14 protein-coding genes are annotated in these 18,243 nt (G+C 72.4%); 8 read left to right on the top strand and 6 right to left on the bottom strand.

Annotated elements, in window-relative coordinates:
- Positions 1-86: 86 nt before the first annotated feature.
- Together IG02_RS0121875 and IG02_RS0121870 are read right to left on the bottom strand one after the other, a co-directional pair.
- Positions 87-2,681, bottom strand: a complete 2,595-nt coding sequence (locus tag IG02_RS0121875) for a bifunctional FO biosynthesis protein CofGH (RefSeq protein WP_030750701.1) — start codon at positions 2,679-2,681, stop codon at positions 87-89.
- A 215-nt stretch (positions 2,682-2,896) separates the two neighbouring features.
- Entirely contained in the window at positions 2,897-3,352 is a 456-nt protein-coding gene (locus IG02_RS0121870) for an ATP-binding protein (RefSeq protein WP_030750698.1), read from the bottom strand.
- 214 nt (positions 3,353-3,566) lie between these two features.
- On the opposite strand from IG02_RS0121870, the gene IG02_RS0121865 reads away from it, so the two are divergent.
- Together IG02_RS0121865 and IG02_RS43675 are read left to right on the top strand one after the other, a co-directional pair.
- Complete coding sequence (locus tag IG02_RS0121865) at positions 3,567-4,433, top strand: helix-turn-helix domain-containing protein (protein WP_030750695.1); 867 nt, start codon at positions 3,567-3,569, stop codon at positions 4,431-4,433.
- Positions 4,430-4,870 carry a DUF397 domain-containing protein gene (locus tag IG02_RS43675; RefSeq protein WP_324604741.1) on the top strand — a complete coding sequence of 147 codons (441 nt, stop codon included), beginning with the start codon at positions 4,430-4,432 and terminating at the stop codon, positions 4,868-4,870. Before IG02_RS0121865 ends, IG02_RS43675 begins: the two co-directional genes overlap by 4 nt.
- 18 nt (positions 4,871-4,888) lie before the next feature.
- Here the strand turns inward: IG02_RS43675 and IG02_RS0121855 are convergent, their stop codons facing one another.
- On the bottom strand, positions 4,889-5,668 hold the full coding sequence (locus tag IG02_RS0121855; RefSeq protein WP_267958525.1) for a DUF6461 domain-containing protein: 780 nt from the start codon (positions 5,666-5,668) through the stop codon (positions 4,889-4,891).
- A gap of 140 nt (positions 5,669-5,808) precedes the next feature.
- On the opposite strand from IG02_RS0121855, the gene IG02_RS0121850 reads away from it, so the two are divergent.
- The 4 genes from IG02_RS0121850 to IG02_RS42210 all read left to right on the top strand — a co-directional run bounded on the left by IG02_RS0121850 (position 5,809) and on the right by IG02_RS42210 (position 11,761).
- The gene (locus tag IG02_RS0121850) at positions 5,809-6,342 is read left to right on the top strand and encodes a GNAT family N-acetyltransferase (RefSeq protein ID WP_030750687.1); all 534 of its coding nucleotides are present in this window, start codon (positions 5,809-5,811) and stop codon (positions 6,340-6,342) included.
- Positions 6,343-6,546: 204 nt separating this feature from the next.
- On the top strand, positions 6,547-8,115 hold the full coding sequence (locus tag IG02_RS0121845) for a CehA/McbA family metallohydrolase (RefSeq protein ID WP_030750684.1): 1,569 nt from the start codon (positions 6,547-6,549) through the stop codon (positions 8,113-8,115).
- A gap of 132 nt (positions 8,116-8,247) precedes the next feature.
- Entirely contained in the window at positions 8,248-11,235 is a 2,988-nt protein-coding gene (locus IG02_RS0121840; protein ID WP_030750681.1) for an AfsR/SARP family transcriptional regulator, read from the top strand.
- Positions 11,236-11,443: 208 nt separating this feature from the next.
- The gene (locus IG02_RS42210; RefSeq protein ID WP_030750678.1) at positions 11,444-11,761 is read left to right on the top strand and encodes a hypothetical protein; all 318 of its coding nucleotides are present in this window, start codon (positions 11,444-11,446) and stop codon (positions 11,759-11,761) included.
- 228 nt (positions 11,762-11,989) lie between these two features.
- Here IG02_RS42210 and IG02_RS0121830 read toward each other — a convergent pair whose 3' ends face one another.
- The 3 genes from IG02_RS0121830 to IG02_RS0121820 all read right to left on the bottom strand — a co-directional run bounded on the left by IG02_RS0121830 (position 11,990) and on the right by IG02_RS0121820 (position 16,265).
- A complete protein-coding gene (locus IG02_RS0121830; protein ID WP_030750676.1) occupies positions 11,990-12,556 on the bottom strand; it encodes a hypothetical protein in 567 nt (188 codons plus the stop codon).
- Positions 12,557-12,705: 149 nt separating this feature from the next.
- Positions 12,706-15,243 carry a PQQ-binding-like beta-propeller repeat protein gene (locus IG02_RS0121825; RefSeq protein ID WP_199814061.1) on the bottom strand — a complete coding sequence of 846 codons (2,538 nt, stop codon included), beginning with the start codon at positions 15,241-15,243 and terminating at the stop codon, positions 12,706-12,708.
- Positions 15,244-15,401: 158 nt separating this feature from the next.
- On the bottom strand, positions 15,402-16,265 hold the full coding sequence (locus IG02_RS0121820; RefSeq protein ID WP_030750671.1) for a VOC family protein: 864 nt from the start codon (positions 16,263-16,265) through the stop codon (positions 15,402-15,404).
- Positions 16,266-16,677: 412 nt separating this feature from the next.
- Here IG02_RS0121820 and IG02_RS0121815 point away from each other — a divergent pair, with 412 nt between their 5' ends.
- Together IG02_RS0121815 and IG02_RS0121810 are read left to right on the top strand one after the other, a co-directional pair.
- Entirely contained in the window at positions 16,678-17,325 is a 648-nt protein-coding gene (locus IG02_RS0121815) for a TetR family transcriptional regulator (RefSeq protein WP_078854686.1), read from the top strand.
- A 183-nt stretch (positions 17,326-17,508) separates the two neighbouring features.
- Complete coding sequence (locus IG02_RS0121810) at positions 17,509-18,213, top strand: pyridoxine/pyridoxamine 5'-phosphate oxidase (protein ID WP_030750667.1); 705 nt, start codon at positions 17,509-17,511, stop codon at positions 18,211-18,213.
- Positions 18,214-18,243: the final 30 nt, after the last annotated feature.

Below are 18,243 nucleotides of genomic sequence, written 5' to 3'. Positions count from 1 at the left end.
TACCGCTGCGTTCACCCGGCCGACGGCGGCAGCGGCGGCGGTCGGTCCGGCTCCGGTCGGTCCGGCTCCGGTCGGTCCGTCCCCGGTCAGTCCGTCAGCAGTGGCAGCAGCTCCGGCAGGTGTCCGTCCGAGGCCGCCGCCGTCCGTACCCGCTCCGCCGGGACCTCCCCGTACAGCGTCGTCCTCGGCCGCGCCGGGCGGCCCGCCGCGTCCGCGATGGCGATCAGGTCCTTGACCGAGCGGTACGAGCCGTAGCCGGACCCGGCCATCCGGGAGATGGTCTCCTCCATCAGCGTGCCGCCCAGGTCGTTCGCGCCCGAGCGGAGCATCTCCGCCGCCCCTTCCGTGCCCAGCTTCACCCAGCTGGTCTGGATGTTCGGGATGTACGGGTGGAGCAGCAGACGGGCCATCGCGGTCACCGCGCGGTTGTCGCGGTCGGTCGGGCCCGGGCGGGCGATGCCGGCGAGGTAGACGGGGGCGTTGGTGTGGATGAAGGGGAGCGTGACGAACTCGGTGAAGCCGCCCGTCTCCCGCTGGATCCCCGCCAGCGTACGGAGGTGGCCCAGCCAGTGGCGGGGCTGGTCGACATGGCCGTACATCATCGTGGAGCTGGAGCGGATGCCCAGCTCGTGGGCGGTCCTGACGACCTCGATCCAGGTCGCCGCGGGCAGCTTGCCCTTGGTGAGGATCCAGCGCACCTCGTCGTCGAGGATCTCGGCCGCCGTACCGGGGATCGAGTCGAGTCCGGCCTCCTTGGCGGCGGTCAGCCACTCCCGGATCGACAGGCCGGTGCGGGACGCGCCGTTGACGACCTCCATCGGGGAGAAGGCGTGGACGTGCATGCCCGGAACGCGTTCCTTCACGGCGCGCGCGATGTCGAAGTACGCGGTGCCGGGCAGGTCGGGGTGGATGCCGCCCTGCATGCAGACTTCCGTGGCGCCCACGTCCCACGCCTGCTGGGCGCGGTCGGCGACCTGCTCCAGGGAGAGGGTGTACGCGTCGGCGTCCGTACGGCGCTGGGCGAAGGCGCAGAAGCGGCAGCCCGTGTAGCAGACGTTGGTGAAGTTGATGTTGCGGGTGACGATGTACGTGACGTCGTCGCCGACCGTGTCGCGCCGCAGGTCGTCGGCGATCCGGGTGAGCGCGTCCAGCGCCGGGCCGTCCGCGTGCAGCAGGGCGAGCGCTTCGGCGTCGGTGAGCGCGGTGGGGTCGTCGGCGGCCCGGGAGAGGGCGGTCCGTACGTCCGTGTCGATGCGCTCGGGGACCATGCCCGGCGCGGCCGCCTCCCGCAGCGCCTCCCAGTCGCCGTACACGACGTCGAAGTCGTCGCGCCGGTCGTCCGTACGGCCCTCGGTGTCGATCGTACGGTGCAGATCCGTGCGGCCGGTGGCCGTGAAGCCCTCGTCGGGCTCCTGCCAGGGCAGCCCGGCCGGGCGGGTGTCCGGGCGGGCGAGGCCGGTGTCCGGGTCGGCCAGCGCGGTGACGTGCGGCAGGAGGCGGGGGTCCAGCCAGGGCTCGCCGCGCTGGATGAACTCGGGGTAGATGGTGAGGCGTTCGCGCAGCGCGAAGCCGGACTCGGCGGTTTTGGCGGCCAGTTCGTCGAGGTGCGGCCAGGGGCGCTCGGGGTTGACGTGGTCGGGGGTGAGCGGCGAGACCCCGCCCCAGTCGTCGATTCCGGCACCGATCAGCAGCGCGTACTCCGCGTCCACGAGGTTGGGCGGCGCCTGGATACGCGCGGACGGGCCGAGGACATGCCGGGTGACGGCGACCGCCGCGGCCAGTTCCTCCAGTTCGGCGTCGGGCATGCCGCGCATCGCGGTGTCCGGCTTGGCGCGGAAGTTCTGGACGATGACTTCCTGCACGCCGTGGTACGCCCGCTGCACGCGCCGGATCTCGAAGAGGGCCTCGGCGCGCTCCTCGTACGTCTCCCCGATCCCGATCAGTACGCCGGTGGTGAACGGGACGTTGGACCGGCCCGCGTCCTGAAGAACCCGCAGCCGTACGGCGGGTTCCTTGTCCGGCGAGCCGTGGTGCGGGCCACCGGGCTCGGCCCACAGCCGCGTCGCGGTGGTCTCCAGCATCATGCCCATGCTCGGCGCGACCGGCTTGAGCCGCTGGAAGTCGGTCCAGCTCAGCACCCCGGGGTTGAGGTGGGGCAGCAGCCCGGTCTCCTCCAGCACCCTGATCGCCATGGCGCGGACGTAGGCGAGGGTGTCGTCGTACCCCTCCGCCGCCAGCCACTCCCGCGCCTCGGGCCACCGGTCCTCGGGCCGGTCGCCGAGCGTGAACAGCGCTTCCTTGCAGCCCAGTTCCGCGCCCTCCCGCGCGATGTCCACCACCTCGTCGGGCGAGAGGAACATGCCGTGCCCGGCGCGGCGCAGCTTGCCGGGCACCGTGACGAAGGTGCAGTAGTGGCACTTGTCCCGGCACAGCCGCGTCAGCGGGATGAACACCTTGCGGGAGTACGTGATGACCCCGGCCCGCCCGGCGGCCGCCAGCCCGGCGTCCCGTACGCGCGCGGCGGACGCGGCGAGGTCGGTGAGGTCCTCCCCGCGCGCCTGGAGCAGCACGGCCGCCTCGTCGACATCGAGCGCGACCCCGTCCCTGGCGCGCTTGAGGGCGCGGCGCATGGCGTTGGCAGTCGGTCGTCCGGTCTGCTGTCCAGCCTGCTGATTCGTCATGAATCGAGCATATGAGCACGCGCCCGGTGGACGGGAAGACGGCCACCGGTACGCCGCGCTGTCGGCCGGGGACGGCCGACGCCCGGCCCCGCGTACCGCTGCGATCCTGCCCGCCACGAACGCGTGGAACGCAACGGACGACGCAAGAGTTGCGCGCTGATCCTTCGGCAACCCCGTGGGACCGCCGCGCGACACGCGTGCACCGCCTTTCCCCTTCACACGGACGTCCCCGGCACCTTGTGTACGCACTCCACCCACAGCAACTTTCCGCCGTGCCCCCACCGCGCGCCGCCGAGGCGGTACGCACCCCAAGCGTCGGCGTATATCTGAACGAGCTGTAGCCCTCTGCCGTTCTCGGCCAGCTCCGCCCCCGGGCCGGGCGACCGGGAGAAGGCCTCACCGAACGGAGACGGGATGTCAGGGTTGCCGTCACACACGCCGATCCGGAGCCGACGTGGTTCACGCGTGCTGATCAGGAGCGTGTACACGCCTGTGGAGTGCAGATGAGCGTTGGTCACCAGTTCGCTCGCCAGTAGTTCCGCCGTGTCGATGAGGTCGTTCATACGGTGGACCTGGAGCACACCACGGAGGGTGCTGCGGGCGATTCTCGGTGCGCGGGGGTCGCGCGGGAGGTGGAGCGTATAGGCCTTGGGCGGGGCTACGGTTGCCACGGAAGTCTCCGTTCTCGGGACAGTTCGACCAGGTGGATGTCGTGCGATGCCCGGTGACCAGGTCGCTCCGTCGAGCGGGGTGCTTCCAGGCGGCGGCCTGAACCCGACAGTAGACTGCCACCAAGTATTACTTGCGAGATTCCCAAGCAATACTCCCGAATCTCAGCCGAGTGAGTGACGGTCCGGAGCCATGTTCTGAAAGGCGATGCGAGCGATGGCCACCAAGCCCGCCCCTACCGCGAGGCGTCTCCGTCTGGGCTCCGAGCTACGGAGGCTCCGTGACCGTGCCGGTCTGACCTCGACCGCGGCAGGCGAACTCCTTGGGATGAGACCGGGACCGATCAGCAATATCGAGACGGCCCGGTTCGGCGTCAGCGGCGACCGAGTACGCGCCATGGCAAGCGCCTACGGATGCCGGGACGAAGCATTCATCACCGCGCTGGCGGACATGGCTCAGGAGCGGACTCGCGGGTGGTGGGAGGAGTACCAGGGAATTCTTCCCGCCGGGCTTCTCGACCTCGCGGAGTTCGAACATCACGCCATCGGATTCAGAACCGTTCACACAGCACACGTCCCGGGCCTGTTGCAGACCGCGGAACACGCACGCGAGATCTACCGCCAGGCCGTGCCTTCGTTCAGCCCACCGGAAGTGGAACATCGCGTCTCGCACAGAATCAAGCGGCAGACCATCCTGTACCGAGACGCCCCGGTCCCCTACCGGGCAATCATTCATGAGGCCGCTCTGCGAATGAGGTTCGGCGGCGCCGTGGTGGCCCAGGCTCAGCTGCGGCACCTGCTGGAGCTGAGCGAAATGGCTCACGTCACCATCCGCGTCATTCCCTTCGCCCTCGGCTCCTTTCCAGGGTCGGGGCAGACTGCCTGTTACGGCTACGGGGCTGTACCCCAATTGGACACCGTGCAGCTCGATCAGGCACATGGCGTCACGTTCATCGATACCGAAGCCCAGCTGACCCAGTACCGCCTGCTCTTCGAACGGCTCGATGCCGTGGCCTTGGCGGAGACGGAGTCCCGGGACTTCATCCACCGCATCGCCGAAAGTCTGCGAAAGGAAGCACCGTGACCGAACCAAGCTGGCAGACGTCGTCGTACTGCGCGCAGGGCGAGGCCTGCCTGAACGTCGCAACGACCAACGACCGCACCGTCATACTCACCGAAAGCGCCGACCCCGACGGGGCCATACTTTCGACCAGCCCCGCCACTTGGGCGGCGTTCCTCCAATCGGTCAAGGAGACGTCCACGCATCATGGCGACGCACCGGCGGACGTACCCGCCCCGCTGAACTGGATCCGTGCCGCCGATAACCAGACCGGCCCCGGCCCGTGGATCGAGGTCGCGATGGGGCCCGGGGACCTTGTGCGTCTCCGCGAGACCAGCGCCCCCGGCCCCGTCGTGACCACCACCCGGGCGAAATGGGAAGCATTCGTTCAGGGCGTCCTGGCAGGCGAGTTCGACCACTTCGCCGAACGCGTTGGCGGCACAAGCCCCGTCATGTCCTGAATGGGGACGTCGGCTGCCTCAATCCTCGGTCGTGTTGGTTCGGTACGTCTGACGGACGGTGACGACATTGGGGACGCACACCACCGTGGCGCGGGCACTCTCTGTGGCGGCGTCACTCGGCGCAGGCGTGATCAAAACCCCCGACCCTCGCCCCAACGACCGGCGGGCTTCCGCTCGCGGGTTGCGTGCGCAGGGTGGCGGCTGAGGGGGGTCAGGGGTCCGACTGCCGTCTTCGAGCAGCAGGGTGAGCAGCGGGCCGCCGAGCGTGCCGGTCTCCAGCACGGTTCCGGTGTGACGGCCTATCGCTTCCATCACGGGTGTCAGGCCCGAGTAGTACTCCTCGTTCCACGCGTCGTACCGCTCCCGCACCGCGTCCCACCAAGGGTGCGGAGGACGCGGCCTGGTGGAACGGAAGCTCGGCTCGAATTGCTCGGTGCGCTGACCGTCACGCCAGTGAGCGAAGACGTTCATGCCGTCCCCGCCGCGCAGGACGCTGAAGGACTCCGTGCCCTGGGACAGTGCGGCCAGGGGGCCGTCCATCGCCCCCGTGATCCCGAAGTCCTCGTAGCAGAAGGACCAGTCGTCCAGCATCCCGGCCCGCAACACCGATCCCGCCGACTGGTCCGCGACGTAGAGAGGGCGGGCCTGCTGCCGGGTCAGGAACCGAGCGTTTCGGGGGTCGCCCCCGTAGCGGGCGAGCACGTCCTCCGGCGGGATGCCATGGGTGAAGGTCACACACCACATCACGGTGCGTTCGTCTCTGATCCACGACCATGGGTCGCCCGTGGAGCCCCTCACTTGTTCCCCCGTCGGGTTTCCGCGGGACACAGGCCCGGGAATTCATTCGGGGGGATCTTCCGGAACCTGTCGCTGTCGGTGTCCATGACTCCGCACCCTGCCACGCCCCTCTGACAATCGGATCCGAACGGAGACCGACCGTGAGCGCCGCCGAGCTGGACGTCCGCCGCTTCACTCACGCGGACCTGCCGCGGATCCGCCAGGTCCTCATCGACGTGCACGCCGAGGCCCAGGGCGTCGACGGGGACGACGAGTTCACGAAGCGCTTCCCCTGGTTCGTGGACCACTGGGGCGGCCGCCCGGACTTCTCCTGCGTGATCGCGTACGACGGTGCCGAGCCGGTGGGCTTCGCCTACGGAGCGCCCGCGACGCCCCGGCGGGAATGGTGGCGCGAGCACCTCGACCCGGCGCCGGAGAAGACCCGGACGTTCTCCTACTCGGAGCTGGCGGTCAGCACCAAGTGGCGCAAGAAGGGCGTGGCGAAGCTGCTCTCCCGCGCGCTGCTGGACGGCCGCGACGACGACCTGGCCGTCCTGCTGGTGGACGTCGAACACCCCCGGGTGCAAGCCCTGTACGAGTCCTGGGGCTTCCGGAAGGTCGGCGAGGACCGGCCCTTCCCGGACTCCCCGGTGTACGCGGTGATGCTCGCCGCACTTCCCCTGAACTTCCCCTGAGCTGATCCGGCACGCGTGCGGGCGCCGCCGCCCACGCCGCTCCCGGCGCCCGGGCCGGCGGCGGCCCCGCGTCACGCCTCCGCCCCGATTCCGCCACTCCGCTCCCGCCTTCCCTTGCCGTCCGGTTCACCGGCCGCTACCAGAGTTCGAGAACCCGACTCGTGGGACCCTCCGTGTCCCCTCGGCATCCTGGGAGCCGCCGGTATGTGCAAGGACCACGACAGCGCCTCTTCGACGGACGGGCTCGGCAGACGCGCGCTGCTGGTGACGGGAGTCGCCGGCGCCGTTACGTTGAGTACCGTGAGCTTCGCGAGCGCGGCCACCGGGGGTGGCGGGAGCGACGACGGCACCGGGAGCGGTACCGGAGCCGAGCGGACCGAGAGCCGGACCGTGCGGGGCACGCTGCCGCCCGGGTCGCCCGACTTCGTGTACCTGCCCGTGGAAGTGCCCCGCGGGGTCCGCGAGATCCACGTCGCGTACACCTACGAGCGGCCCGCCGTCCCCGCCGGGACGCAGGGCAACGCGCTCGACATCGGCCTCTTCGACGAGCGCGGGACGCGGCTCGGCGGGCGGGGCTTCCGGGGCTGGTCCGGCGGCGCCCGCACCGAGTTCTTCGTGCGCGCCGACGCCGCGACCCCCGGCTACATCCCGGGCCCGGTGCGCCCCGGCACCTGGTCCGTCGCGCTCGGACCGTACACCGTGGCGCCGCAGGGCCTCGCGTACGAGGTGACGATCACGCTCACGTTCGGGGCGCCGGGCGAGACGCCGGCGCCCGTCCACCCGCCCGAGCGCGCCAAGGGCCGCGGCCGGGCCTGGTACCGGGGCGACTGCCACCTCCACTCCGTCCACTCCGACGGCCGGCGCACCCCCGCCGAGATCGCCGCGCTCGCCCGCGCCGCCGGGCTCGACTTCATCAACACGAGCGAGCACAACACGCACTCCGCGCACGGCGCGTGGGCCGGCCTGTGGGGCGACGACCTGCTCATCCTGACGGGCGAGGAGATCACCACCCGGAACGGGCACGTGGTCGCGCTGGGCATGGACGGCGGTACGTTCGTCGACTGGCGCTACCGGGCCCGCGACAACCGCTTCGGCCACTACGCCCGCGAGGTGCGCCGCGCGGGCGGCCTGGTGGTCCCCGCGCACCCGCACGCCACCTGCATCGGCTGCAACTGGAAGTTCGGCTTCGGCGAGGCGGACGCGGTGGAGGTGTGGAACGGCGCGTACACGCCGGACGACGAGGTCTCCCTCGCGGACTGGGACAGCACCCTGGTGGCCGCGGCTCGTTCGGGCGGGGCCTGGACACCCGCGATGGGCAGCAGCGACGCCCACCGCGACCCCGACCCCGTCGGCACCCCGCAGACGGTGGTCCTCGCCGACGACCTCAGCCGCGAGGCGATCCTGGCGGGCATCCGGGCGGGCCACAGCTATGTCGCGGAGTCGTCGAAGGTGTCGCTCTCCTTCGGCGCGGCGGACGGCCGGGGCCGGCACGCGGGGATCGGCGACCGCCTGCGCGCCGCCGACGACAGCCCCGTGACGGTACGCCTGGAGGTGACCGGGGCCCCCGGCGGCACCGTCCACTTCGTCACCGACCAGGGCACCCTGCACACGGCCGCGCTCCCGGAGTCCGGCTCGGGGGCGGTCGAGTGGCGCACGACGCCCGCGTACGCCACGTACGTCCGGGCGGAAGTGCGCCGCGCGCCGAAGACCCCCGGCCTGCCGGGCGCGCTCGTGGCCTTCACCAATCCGGTGTTCCTGGGAGAACGGGGCTGAGGAAACGAGGGGTCCGGGCCTTCTCCATCGTGTCGAAGCCTTGTGCAGACCCTCACTCACTGCTGACGCGCCAACCCCCGACAAGGCAGACTGTCCACGGCGAATCCGGCAGCAGCGGAGGCAGGGGGAGCTATGGACCCAGACGGCGGGCCGCGCGTACCGGAGCAGAGGCATCCGGCCGGGCCGGGTGAAACCGGTGAGCTCCGCTTCAGCGTGCTCGGCCCGGTACGCGCGTGGCGTGGCGGCAAGGCGTTGCCGCCCGGTTCGCCGCAGCAACGAGCCGTGCTGGCCGCCCTGTTACTGCGCGAGGGACGTACCGCGACGTCCGCCGAGCTCATCGACGCGCTCTGGGGCGCCGAACCGCCCTCGCAGGCGCTGGCCACCGTACGGACGTACGCCTCCCGGCTGCGCAAGGTGCTCGGGCCGGAGAGCGGCGCGGGGGCGCCGGGGCCGGAGGCCGGCCCCGGCGGGCTGGTCAGCGAGTCCGGTGGATACGCCCTGCGCGTCGGTCCGGAAGCGCTGGATCTGTCGGTCGCCCAGGAACTGGCCACCGACGCCGACAAGGCCCGCGCCGCGGATCAGCACACCCAGGCACGCGCGCTGATCCATCAGGCGCTGGGCATGTGGGACGGTGAGTCGCTGGCCAACGTGCCCGGACCGTACGCCGAGACGCAGCGCACGCGTCTGGAGGAGTGGCGCCTCCAGCTCATCGAGACCCGGCTGGAGATGGACCTGGAGCTGGGCAGCCACATGGAGACGATCTCCGAGCTGACCGCGCTCACCGCCGACCACCCCCTGCGCGAACGGCTGCGCGAGCTGCTGATGCTGGCCCTGTACCGCAGTGGCCGGCAGGCGGAGGCGCTGGCCGTGTACGCCGACACGCGCCGGCTGCTCACCGAGGAACTGGGCGTCGACCCGCGCCCCGAGCTCGCCCGGCTCCAGCAGCGCATCCTGCGGGCGGACGCCGAACTCGCGGGCCCGGCGGAGGACGCCGACCAGCCCGCGGCCGTCCCCCGGCCCGCCCAGCTCCCGGCGACCGTGCCCGACTTCACCGGCCGCGTCTCCTGCGTCCGGGACCTGGGCGCCCAGCTCGCGGGCGCCGGCGGGACCGTGATGGCGGTGTCCGCGCTCGCGGGCATCGGCGGGGTCGGCAAGACGACGCTCGCGGTCCACGTGGCGCACGAGGCGCGACCGCACTTCCCGGACGGACAGCTGTACGTGGACCTCCAGGGCGCCGGCGGGCGGGCCGCCGAGCCGGAGACCGTCCTCGGATCGTTCCTGCGCGCGCTCGGCACGCCCGACAGCGCCATCCCGGACTCGCTGGACGACCGCTCGGCGCTCTACCGCTCGGCGCTGGACGGCCGTCGCGTCCTGGTCCTCCTGGACAACGCCCGCGACGCCGCCCAGGTCCGGCCGCTGCTGCCGGGCACCGAGGGCTGCGCGGCGCTGGTGACGAGCCGGGTCAGGATGGTGGACCTGGCGGGCGCGCACCTGGTCGACCTGGACGTGATGTCGCCGGAGGAGGCGCTCCTGCTGTTCACCCGCATCGTCGGCGAGGAACGGGTGGCGGCGGAGCGCAAGGCGGCGCTGGACGTGGTCTCGGCGTGCGGGTTCCTGCCGCTGGCGATCCGTATCGCCGCCTCCCGCCTCGGCGCCCGCCGCATGTGGACGGTCTCGGTCCTGGCGGAGAAACTCGCGGACGAGCGACGCCGGCTGGACGAACTCCAGGCGGGCGACCTGGCGGTCAAGTCGACGTTCGAACTCGGCTACGGCGCCCTGGAGCCCGCTCAGGCCCGCGCGTTCCGCCTGCTGGGCCTCGCGGACGGGCCGGACCTCTCGCTCGCGGCGGCGGCGGCCATGCTCGACCTGCCGCCGCGCGTGACGGAGGAACTGCTGGAGTCGCTGGTCGACACGTCCCTGCTGGAGTCGGCCGCCCCGGGCCGGTACCGCTTCCACGACCTGGTGCGGCTCTACGCGCGTGTATGCGCGGAACGCGACGAGGACGCGTCGTCGGTACGGGAGGATGCGCTGTCGCGGCTGCTGGACTTCTACCTGTCGACGGCGGCGCGGGTGTTCGCGCTGGAGCGGCCGGGGGACCGCGTGGTCGACGATCTGGAGCCGACGGCGCACGAGGGCCTGTCGTTCAACGACCGGCAGGCGGCCCTGGACTGGCTCTACACGGAGGCGGACTGCCTGCTGGCCTGCGCACGGCAGGCGGCCCTCGGGGGCCGGCCCCGGCGCGCCGCCGACCTGCTGTGGGCCGCCAAGGACCTGGCCGAGTCGGGCGCCAACGCCAAGCAGTACGAGGGCGTGGCGCTGACCGCCCGCAAGGCCGCGCACAGGGCGGGCGACCAGCGCGCCGAGGGACGCGCCAGGGCCATGCTCACCAACGTCCACCTGGTCGCGGGGCGTTACGACGAGGCGGACGAGGAAGCCCGGCAGGCCACCCTCCTCGCGCGGGCGGCCGACGACCGCACGACCATCCCCTGGGCCGACAACGACCGCGGGATGATCGCGCTGATCCAGGGGCGGTTCCAGGAAGGGGAGTCGTTCCTCCTCCGGGCGGTCGAGGCGTCCCGTACCGACGGGAACCTGATGCGGGAAGCGAGCGCCCTGGTCAACCTCTCCCGTCATCAACTCCTCGTCAACCAGACCGAGAAGGCGATCGAGCTGGCGGAGCACTGCATCGGCATATACGAGCGCATCGGGGTCCCGCTGCGCCTCGCGAACGCCCGCTACGCCCTGGGGCTGGCGCTGACCCGCGCCGGCCGTTACGACGCGGCCCTGAGCCAGCTCGACGAGGCGCTGTCCACCTTCGGCAAGAACCGGCAGCGTCTGTGGGAAGGCGCGTCCATGTTCCGGATGGCCGAGGCGCACCTGGCCGCGGGCCGGCCGGCCCGGGCGGCCCAGCACGCCGAACAGGCCCTCGCGTACGGCTGCATCGGCGGTGACCCCATCCGGGCCGCCGTGCTGACCGTACTGGGCAGGGCACTGTCGAGCCTCGGCCAGACGGACCGCGCCCGGGTCTGCTGGCACGAGGCGCTGACGCTGTTCGAGCAGTGCGGTTCCCCCGAGGCGGACGGCGTGCGGCGCCTGCTCAGCCCCGTCAGCGCGGCCTGAGAGCCCGCACCGCGTCGGGGCGTTCATCAATTGTTTATGCCAACCCGGCATGCTCAGGGCATCGATTCGTCGCGACGGGGGTCAGACGAGTCGTCGGAGGACACGGAGCGATGGTGAGCCTCCTGTTCCCTGTCGGGCGGCCTTCCGGGGGAGCCGCCTGGCAGGGGATGCCCAAGCCCGACCGCACGAGCAACGGGGGAGAGAAGACATGAGCGAGAACAAGGAAGCGATCAGGACGCAGGATAATCAGATGCCCGCGCCGCCCGCGGACGAGATCCTGATCACCATGGACAACCAGATGCCGGCCCCGCCGGCGGACGAGACCACGCGGGACAACCAGATGCCGACGCCGCCGCCGGCGGACGACGCGGTGACCACTCTGGACAACCAGATGCCGATCCTCCCGGCGGACGACGACGAGACGATCACCACGCTCGACAACCAGATGCCGATCCTGCCGGCGGATGACGACGACGAGACCATCACCACGCTGGACAACCAGATGCCGGCACCGGCCAGGCCCTGACCTTTCCTCAGGGGGAAGCGACCGCGGCGGCGCGGAGGGGGAGCCGCCGCGGTCGTGCGGACTCGCGGGGGATGCGAGAAGAAGGGGTCGAGCGCGACGCGCTCGACCCCTTTGCCGTGCCCGGACCCGTGCCCGGACCCGTGCCCGGACCCGTGCCCGGACCCGTGCCCGGACCCGTGCCCGGACCCGTAGCCGGTCGCGGACCCGGCCGCGGACCCGGCTGCCGCCTCAGACCTCGGCTTCCGCGCTCGCCTCGCACTTCCGTACCCGGGACACCTGGCGCGGGCTGTCCATCCGCACCTTGACCGTCTTCGACTCGCCGCCCGCCAGGGCCACTTCCGTGTCGCCCGTGTCGACGAGCGAGCCCGACGCGTCCCGGAACACCACGTCCACGTCGTACGTGTCCGTCAGGCCCGCGCTCGTCGGGGCCTCGACCGTCACCGTCGCGTACGTGACCGCCTTGCGCTTGCCCTTCGCCGTGCTGACGCAGCTGACGATCCACGCCTGGACCTCGGAGGTCGCGGCGGGCGTGGGCTCGCCGGTGTACGAGCCGCCCGACGAGCCGTGGTCGTCGTCATCGTCGTCGTGGTCCCGGTGCGAGCCCGAGTACGAACCGTTGCTCTTCTTGGAGCTGGAGCAGCCTCCCCCGCCGCTGTCGCCGCCGCCGCCGCTGCTGCTGCTTCCTGAGCCCCTGCCCTTGCTCTTGCTCTTGCCGTGCGCCGCCGACGAGAACCCCGTCAGCGCGAGCACCACCGCGACCAGTACGGCCGCGAATTTCAGACGTCTACGCGTCATGAAGGCCGAGCCCTCCCCCGTGTCCCCCAGCCCTGGCTGGATCTGTACCTGTCAACCAGCGCCGACACCCTAACAGCGCCGCCGCACACGCGTACGACGGCGCGCCGGGGCAGCGGAGCGCGGCGGCAGGGAGCCCGGCTCCGGCCCGGCTACCGTGCCGCCCGCCCCGTCGCCGTCCCCTTCTCCGCGTCCAGCGCGTACACGCACCGGTCCTTGCTGCACGCGTACACCACCCCGCGCCTGGCCACCGGCGATCCGGTGATCTCGCCGCCCGTCGCCAGCTTCCAGCGCAGCTGGCCGCCGCTCGCGTCCAGCGTGTAGAGGACGTGGTCGGCCGAGCCGAAGTGCAGCCGGCCGTCGGCGGCCACCGGGGAGCCGACGACCTCGCCGCCCGCCGCGAAGCGCCACTTGGGCGTGCCGGTGACCGCGTCCAGCGTGTAGAGCGCGCTGCCGCTGCCCACGTGCACGTTGCCGTCGGCGACCAGCACCGGCTCGATGGACTGCCGGGACTCGGTCGCGATGCGCCAGCGGTCCTTGCCCGTCGTGGCGTCCAGCGCGTAGACCGTACCGAGGTAGTCGGCCAGGTAGATCCCGCCGCCCGCGACGGCCGGGCCGGGCGCGAAGGCCGGCGGGGAGAGGAAGACGGCGGGCGCCTCGAAGTGCCAGCGCACATGCCCGCTCGCGATGTCGACGGACAGCACGCGGGCCCCGGCCGAGACGTAGAGGTGGCCGTCGGGGGCCGGTCTCATCCGTACCGGGACGCCCCCGCAGGCGGCGGCGTCCCCGATGGGGTACGACCAGAGCTCGGCGCCCGAGCGCGCGTCCAGCGCCCGCAGCCGGGCGTCCTGCCAGACGTACACCGTGCCGTCGAAGATCGCGGGTCCGGCCTCGGGGGTCTCGAAGTCGGTCTGGGCGCCGGACAGGTGCCACAGCCGCTCACCGTTCGACGCCTCCCACGCCTGGACCCCGCCGCCGCGCGTACCGGTGACGACCGTGCCCCGGTCGACCTTGAGCGAGTACACCCAGGCGTCGGTCTGGAGCCGCCAGCGCTCCGTGCCGTCCGTGCCGTCGAGCGCGTAGAGCGTCGGCCCGTCGGAGGCGTGAATGCGGCCGTCGGACACCGCCATCGCCCAGGCCACGTCCCGCGTCTTGAACTGGCGGCGCCCGCTGGCCACGTCCAGCGCGTGCACCTCGAAGGAGGTGACGTAGAGCAGGTCGCCGTCCACGACCGGGGTCCCCCAGACGTCGTTGGACATCCGGAACCGCCACGGCCGCCAGCGGACGGGCTCGCCGGCCGCGTCGGGCGGCCGGTTGGGCGGTGGTACGGGCGGCGCGACCGGGGACGGGGCCACGGCGGACGGGGCCGCGAGAGCCGCGTCCGCGCCGGTCAGCCCGGCCGGGGGACGGATCCAGCCGGTGGCCGGGCCCGCGTCGCCGGGGAACATGCCCCGGGTGTCGGCCGCGCGCGGTCCCGGCCCGATCGCGACGGCCGAGCCCGCGAGCCGGACCGGCCCGCCGGGCGACGCGTCGGCCGCGGCGGACGGCCCGGCCGGGGACGGCGACGGGGCCACGGCCGAGGGCGCTCCCCCGGCCGGCGCGAGCGCCGGCGCCGGGGCGGGCACGGGCGGCCGGTGCGCGGGCGGCGGCGGCACGGCGGGCGCCCCGCCGCGCGGCCCCACGGGCTCCTCCTGACGGACGCGCTCGCCCCGGCCGGCCGGGCTCCCGGCCCGCCCGGGAGCGCCACGGCCGCCCGCGCGCCGCTGCTCGATCATCGCCGTGGCCCGCCCCGGCAGCCAGGCCGACGCCGTACCGCTGTCGTCGTCACCGCCCGCCGCGAAGAGGTGCGGCGCGAGCTGCGCCTGGAGATCGGCGGGCGTCGGGCGCAGTGACGCGTCCATCTGCATGCAGGACTCGATGAGGGGTCTCAACTCGTCGGGCAGCCCCTCCAGGTCCGGGCCCTCGCGCAGCAGCATGAAGACCGTCTCGACCGGGTTCGCGCCGTGGTAGGGGGCATGGCCGGTGGCCGCGAAGACGAGGGTGGAACCGAGGGAGAAGACATCGCTCGCGCCCGTCACGCTGCGCGAGTCCCGCGCCTGCTCGGGCGACATGTACGCGGGCGTGCCCACCGCGACGTTGGTCATGGTCAGCCGGGTGTTGGAGACGCCGGAGGCGATGCCGAAGTCGATGACGCGCGGCCCGTCCTCGACCACCAGGACGTTCGACGGCTTCATGTCCCGGTGGACCAGGTTCGCGCCGTGGATCGACTGGAGGGCCTCGGCGATGCCCGCCGCCAGCCAGCGCACCGCCTGGGCCGGCATCGGACCGCACTCGTTCACTATTTCCTCGAGCGAGGGGGCGGGGACGTACGCGGTGGCCAGCCAGGGCACGGCGGCCCGGGGGTCGGCGTCCACGACGGCCGCGGTGTAGAAGCCGCTGACGGCCCGGGCCGCCTCCACCTCACGCGTGAAGCGGACCCGGAACAGCTGGTCCTCGGCGAGCTCGGTGCGTACGGTCTTGATCGCCACGCGGCGCCCGGACGCCGAGCGCGCGAGGTAGACCAGCCCCATGCCGCCGGCGCCGAGCCGCCCCAGCACCTCGAAAGGGCCGATGCGCCTCGGATCGTGCTGCGTCAGCTGCTCCACTTGCCTTGCCACCTCCCCGTGCCGGGCCACAAGGTACGGCCCCATGCCCCCTGATTCTTCCTGCCGAAGGCGGCGGTTGCGAACCCGGGGGCGGATCGGGGTGTCTCATGCCGATTCGGACACGTTCCGTCCCCGGCCGCCCTCCGGGACGCCCGACGCCGCGCGTTCCGACGCCGCGCGTTCCGACGCCCCCCGCCCGGATGTCACGCGTGGGGCTTCGGAATCGGTTCCGTATCAGTGAGGACCGCGAAAGACGCTCCCTGGTTGTCCACGAGGACCGCCGTCCTTCCGTGCTCGATACCGAAGGGCGGCGCGGTGACCCGGCCGCCGAGGCGTACCGCCGCCGCCACCGTCCCGTCGCAGTCCGCCACGGCGAAGTAGCTGAGGAAGTGCGCCGGCATCTCCGCCGGGAAGGCGTCCGTGATCACGCTCCGGCCGCCGATCGCGGTGTCGGGGCCCGGTTCCGTACCGGCCGGTGACCAGGTACGGAAATCGACGGAGGTGCCGGGAGGACCGGGCGGTACGGGCGGGACGCCGGAGCCGGAGGGGCCGGCGGAGCCGGAGGGGCCCGGGAGATCCGTCGCTCGGAAGCCGAAGACGGACTCGTAGAAGGGATCGACGCGATCCTTGTCGCGCGTGTAGACCTCGGTCCAGCGGAACGAGCCCGGCAGGCCCTTCTTCTCGAAGCCCTCGAAGTCGCGGGCCTGCCAGAGCCCGAAGACCGCGCCCGCCGGGTCCGCCGCCAGGGCCATGATCCCGGCGGTCCCGACGGCGACCGGATCCGTGATGAGCCGGCCGCCCGCCTCCCTGATCCTCCTGCCGGTCCGGACGACGTCGGGCGTCGCGAAATGGACCCCCCAGGCGGTGGGCATCCGGCCGTCCCGCTTGGCGATCAGTCCGGCGACGCGCAGGCCCCCGCTGAGCGCGTCGGTGTACCGCCCGTGCTCCGCGCTCCCTGGCGGGCCGAACGTCCAGCCGAAGAGTTCCCCGTAGAAGCGCTTGCCCGCCTCGAGGTCGGGGAGCGACACGTCCACCCAGCACGGTGTGCCTTCCGCGAACGCACCCATGGCCGGATCCTTCCTGTGCGGTGCCCCCTCGTAGCCGCGCGTGGCGCCCCTCACAGCCAAGCTACGGGGCGGGGAGCCGGGCCGCATCGGGGGCGCGGGCCCCGGCCGCCGAGTCCGGCGGGCTCGCCGGGGCCGCTGGGGCCGCCGGGGCCGCGCGCAGCGTGAAAACACAGCCACCCGGGGTTATCCACCGAAGTTATCCACAGGATGTTGATAACACTATTCCCTCGACGGTCCTCGTCAGGAACACTGCCGTCCGACCGCCGCCCGTTTGCCACTCCTCGACCGCCCGGTTACCGCCGACGGACGCCCGTCTGCCGCCCGGAGTGCCGGATCGTGGCCGAATCATGGCCGATTCCCCATTTGCACTCGGCCGAATCGCGCTCCAATCCCCCCTCGGTAAGCTGACGTCATGACAGGACAAGTGCGCACCGTCGACGGCCGCGTGGCTGGTCGACGCGGACAGGCGACGCGGCAGAAGCTGCTCGACTGTCTCGGCGAGATGCTCAGCTCCTCGCCGTACCGGGACGTCAAAGTCATCGATGTGGCCCGGCGGGCGGGCACCTCACCCGCGACCTTCTACCAGTACTTTCCGGACGTCGAGGGCGCGGTCCTCGAAATCGCGGAGGAGACCGCCAAGGAGGGTTCCGGACTCACCGGGCTGGTCGCCGGCCGCTCCTGGGCGGGCAAGGCCGGCTGGCAGACGTCGGAGGACCTGGTCGACGGGTTCCTCGACTTCTGGCGTAAACACGACGCGATCCTCCGCGTGATCGACCTCGGCGCGGCGGAGGGCGACAAGCGGTTCAACAAGATCCGCATGAAGGTCCTCAACTCCGTCACGCACTCGCTCACGGAGTCGGTCAAGGAGCTCCAGTCACGGGGCAGGGTCGACAAGGACGTCAATCCCGCGGCCATCGCCGGCGCGCTGGTGGTCATGCTCTCCTCGGTCGCCTCGCACCAGAAGGGCTTCCAGGGCTGGGGCGTGAAACAGGCCGAACTGAAGCCGAATCTGGCCCTGTTGGTCCACCTGGGCATCACCGGCAGGAAGCCCGCCAAATAGCCACGAACCGAGTCGGCGAAACGGCCGGCGGGCGCGGTACGGGCGCGCCCTCTCCTCCGTCCTGTCATGCCGGCGGTGGGTCAGCGAGCTGACTCACCGCCGGCGTTCCCGTTTCGGCCCCCGCGCTCCGGCCCGCGCGTCGCCGAGGACGACGGCCGTACGGAGCACCGCAGTATGGGCCCCATGAACGAGCACGAGCCCCGCGGCGGGCCCCGGACCGAGAACGAGCCCGACCAGGAGACCTTCCGCGCGCTCCTGCGCGCCCAGCCGGTGTGGGACACGGAACTGCCCGCCTTCGACGCGGCGGCGGCGCCCGCCGCCCCGCTGCCGCTGTTCCACCGGTGGTTCGCCGAAGCCGTGGCGGCGGGCCAGCCCGAACCGCACACGATGACGCTGGCCACCGCCGACGAACAGGGCGGGCCGGACGTACGGATCCTGATGCTGCACGACGCGGACGAACACGGCTGGCACTTCGCCTCGCACGCGACCAGCCGCAAGGGCCGCCACCTCGCCGCCCGCCCCCGGGCCGCGCTGGGCTTCTACTGGGCGGCGCAGGGCCGTGCCGTACGGATCAGGGGCGAGGCCGTGCCCCGCGGCCCGCGCGAGAGCAGCGCCGATCTGCACGCCCGTTCCACGGGGGCGCTCGCCTCCGCCCTGGTGGGCCGCCAGAGCGAGGTGCTCGCCTCCCTGGAGGAACTGGCCCGCGCGAGCCGTGCGGCCTGGGAACGGGCGGAGCGGGAGCCGACGGCCGAGGCGGCGTCCTGGACGGCGTACGTCCTCGTGCCGCACGAGGTCGAGTTCTTCCAGGGAGACGCGCGCAGGCAGCACGTACGGCTGCGCTACCGCCGTGAAGGGGACGGCTGGGCAAAGGAGTTGCTGTGGCCGTAGGGCGTGATCCTTTCGCAACCTTTTTCCTTC

It is taken from the genome of Streptomyces sp. NRRL F-5135 (genome assembly GCF_000719775.1).
In the GTDB taxonomy this organism is placed as follows: domain Bacteria; phylum Actinomycetota; class Actinomycetes; order Streptomycetales; family Streptomycetaceae; genus Streptomyces; species Streptomyces hebeiensis.
The sequence above is the reverse complement of the archived record's forward strand: the minus strand, read 5'-3'. Positions and strand labels throughout refer to the sequence as shown.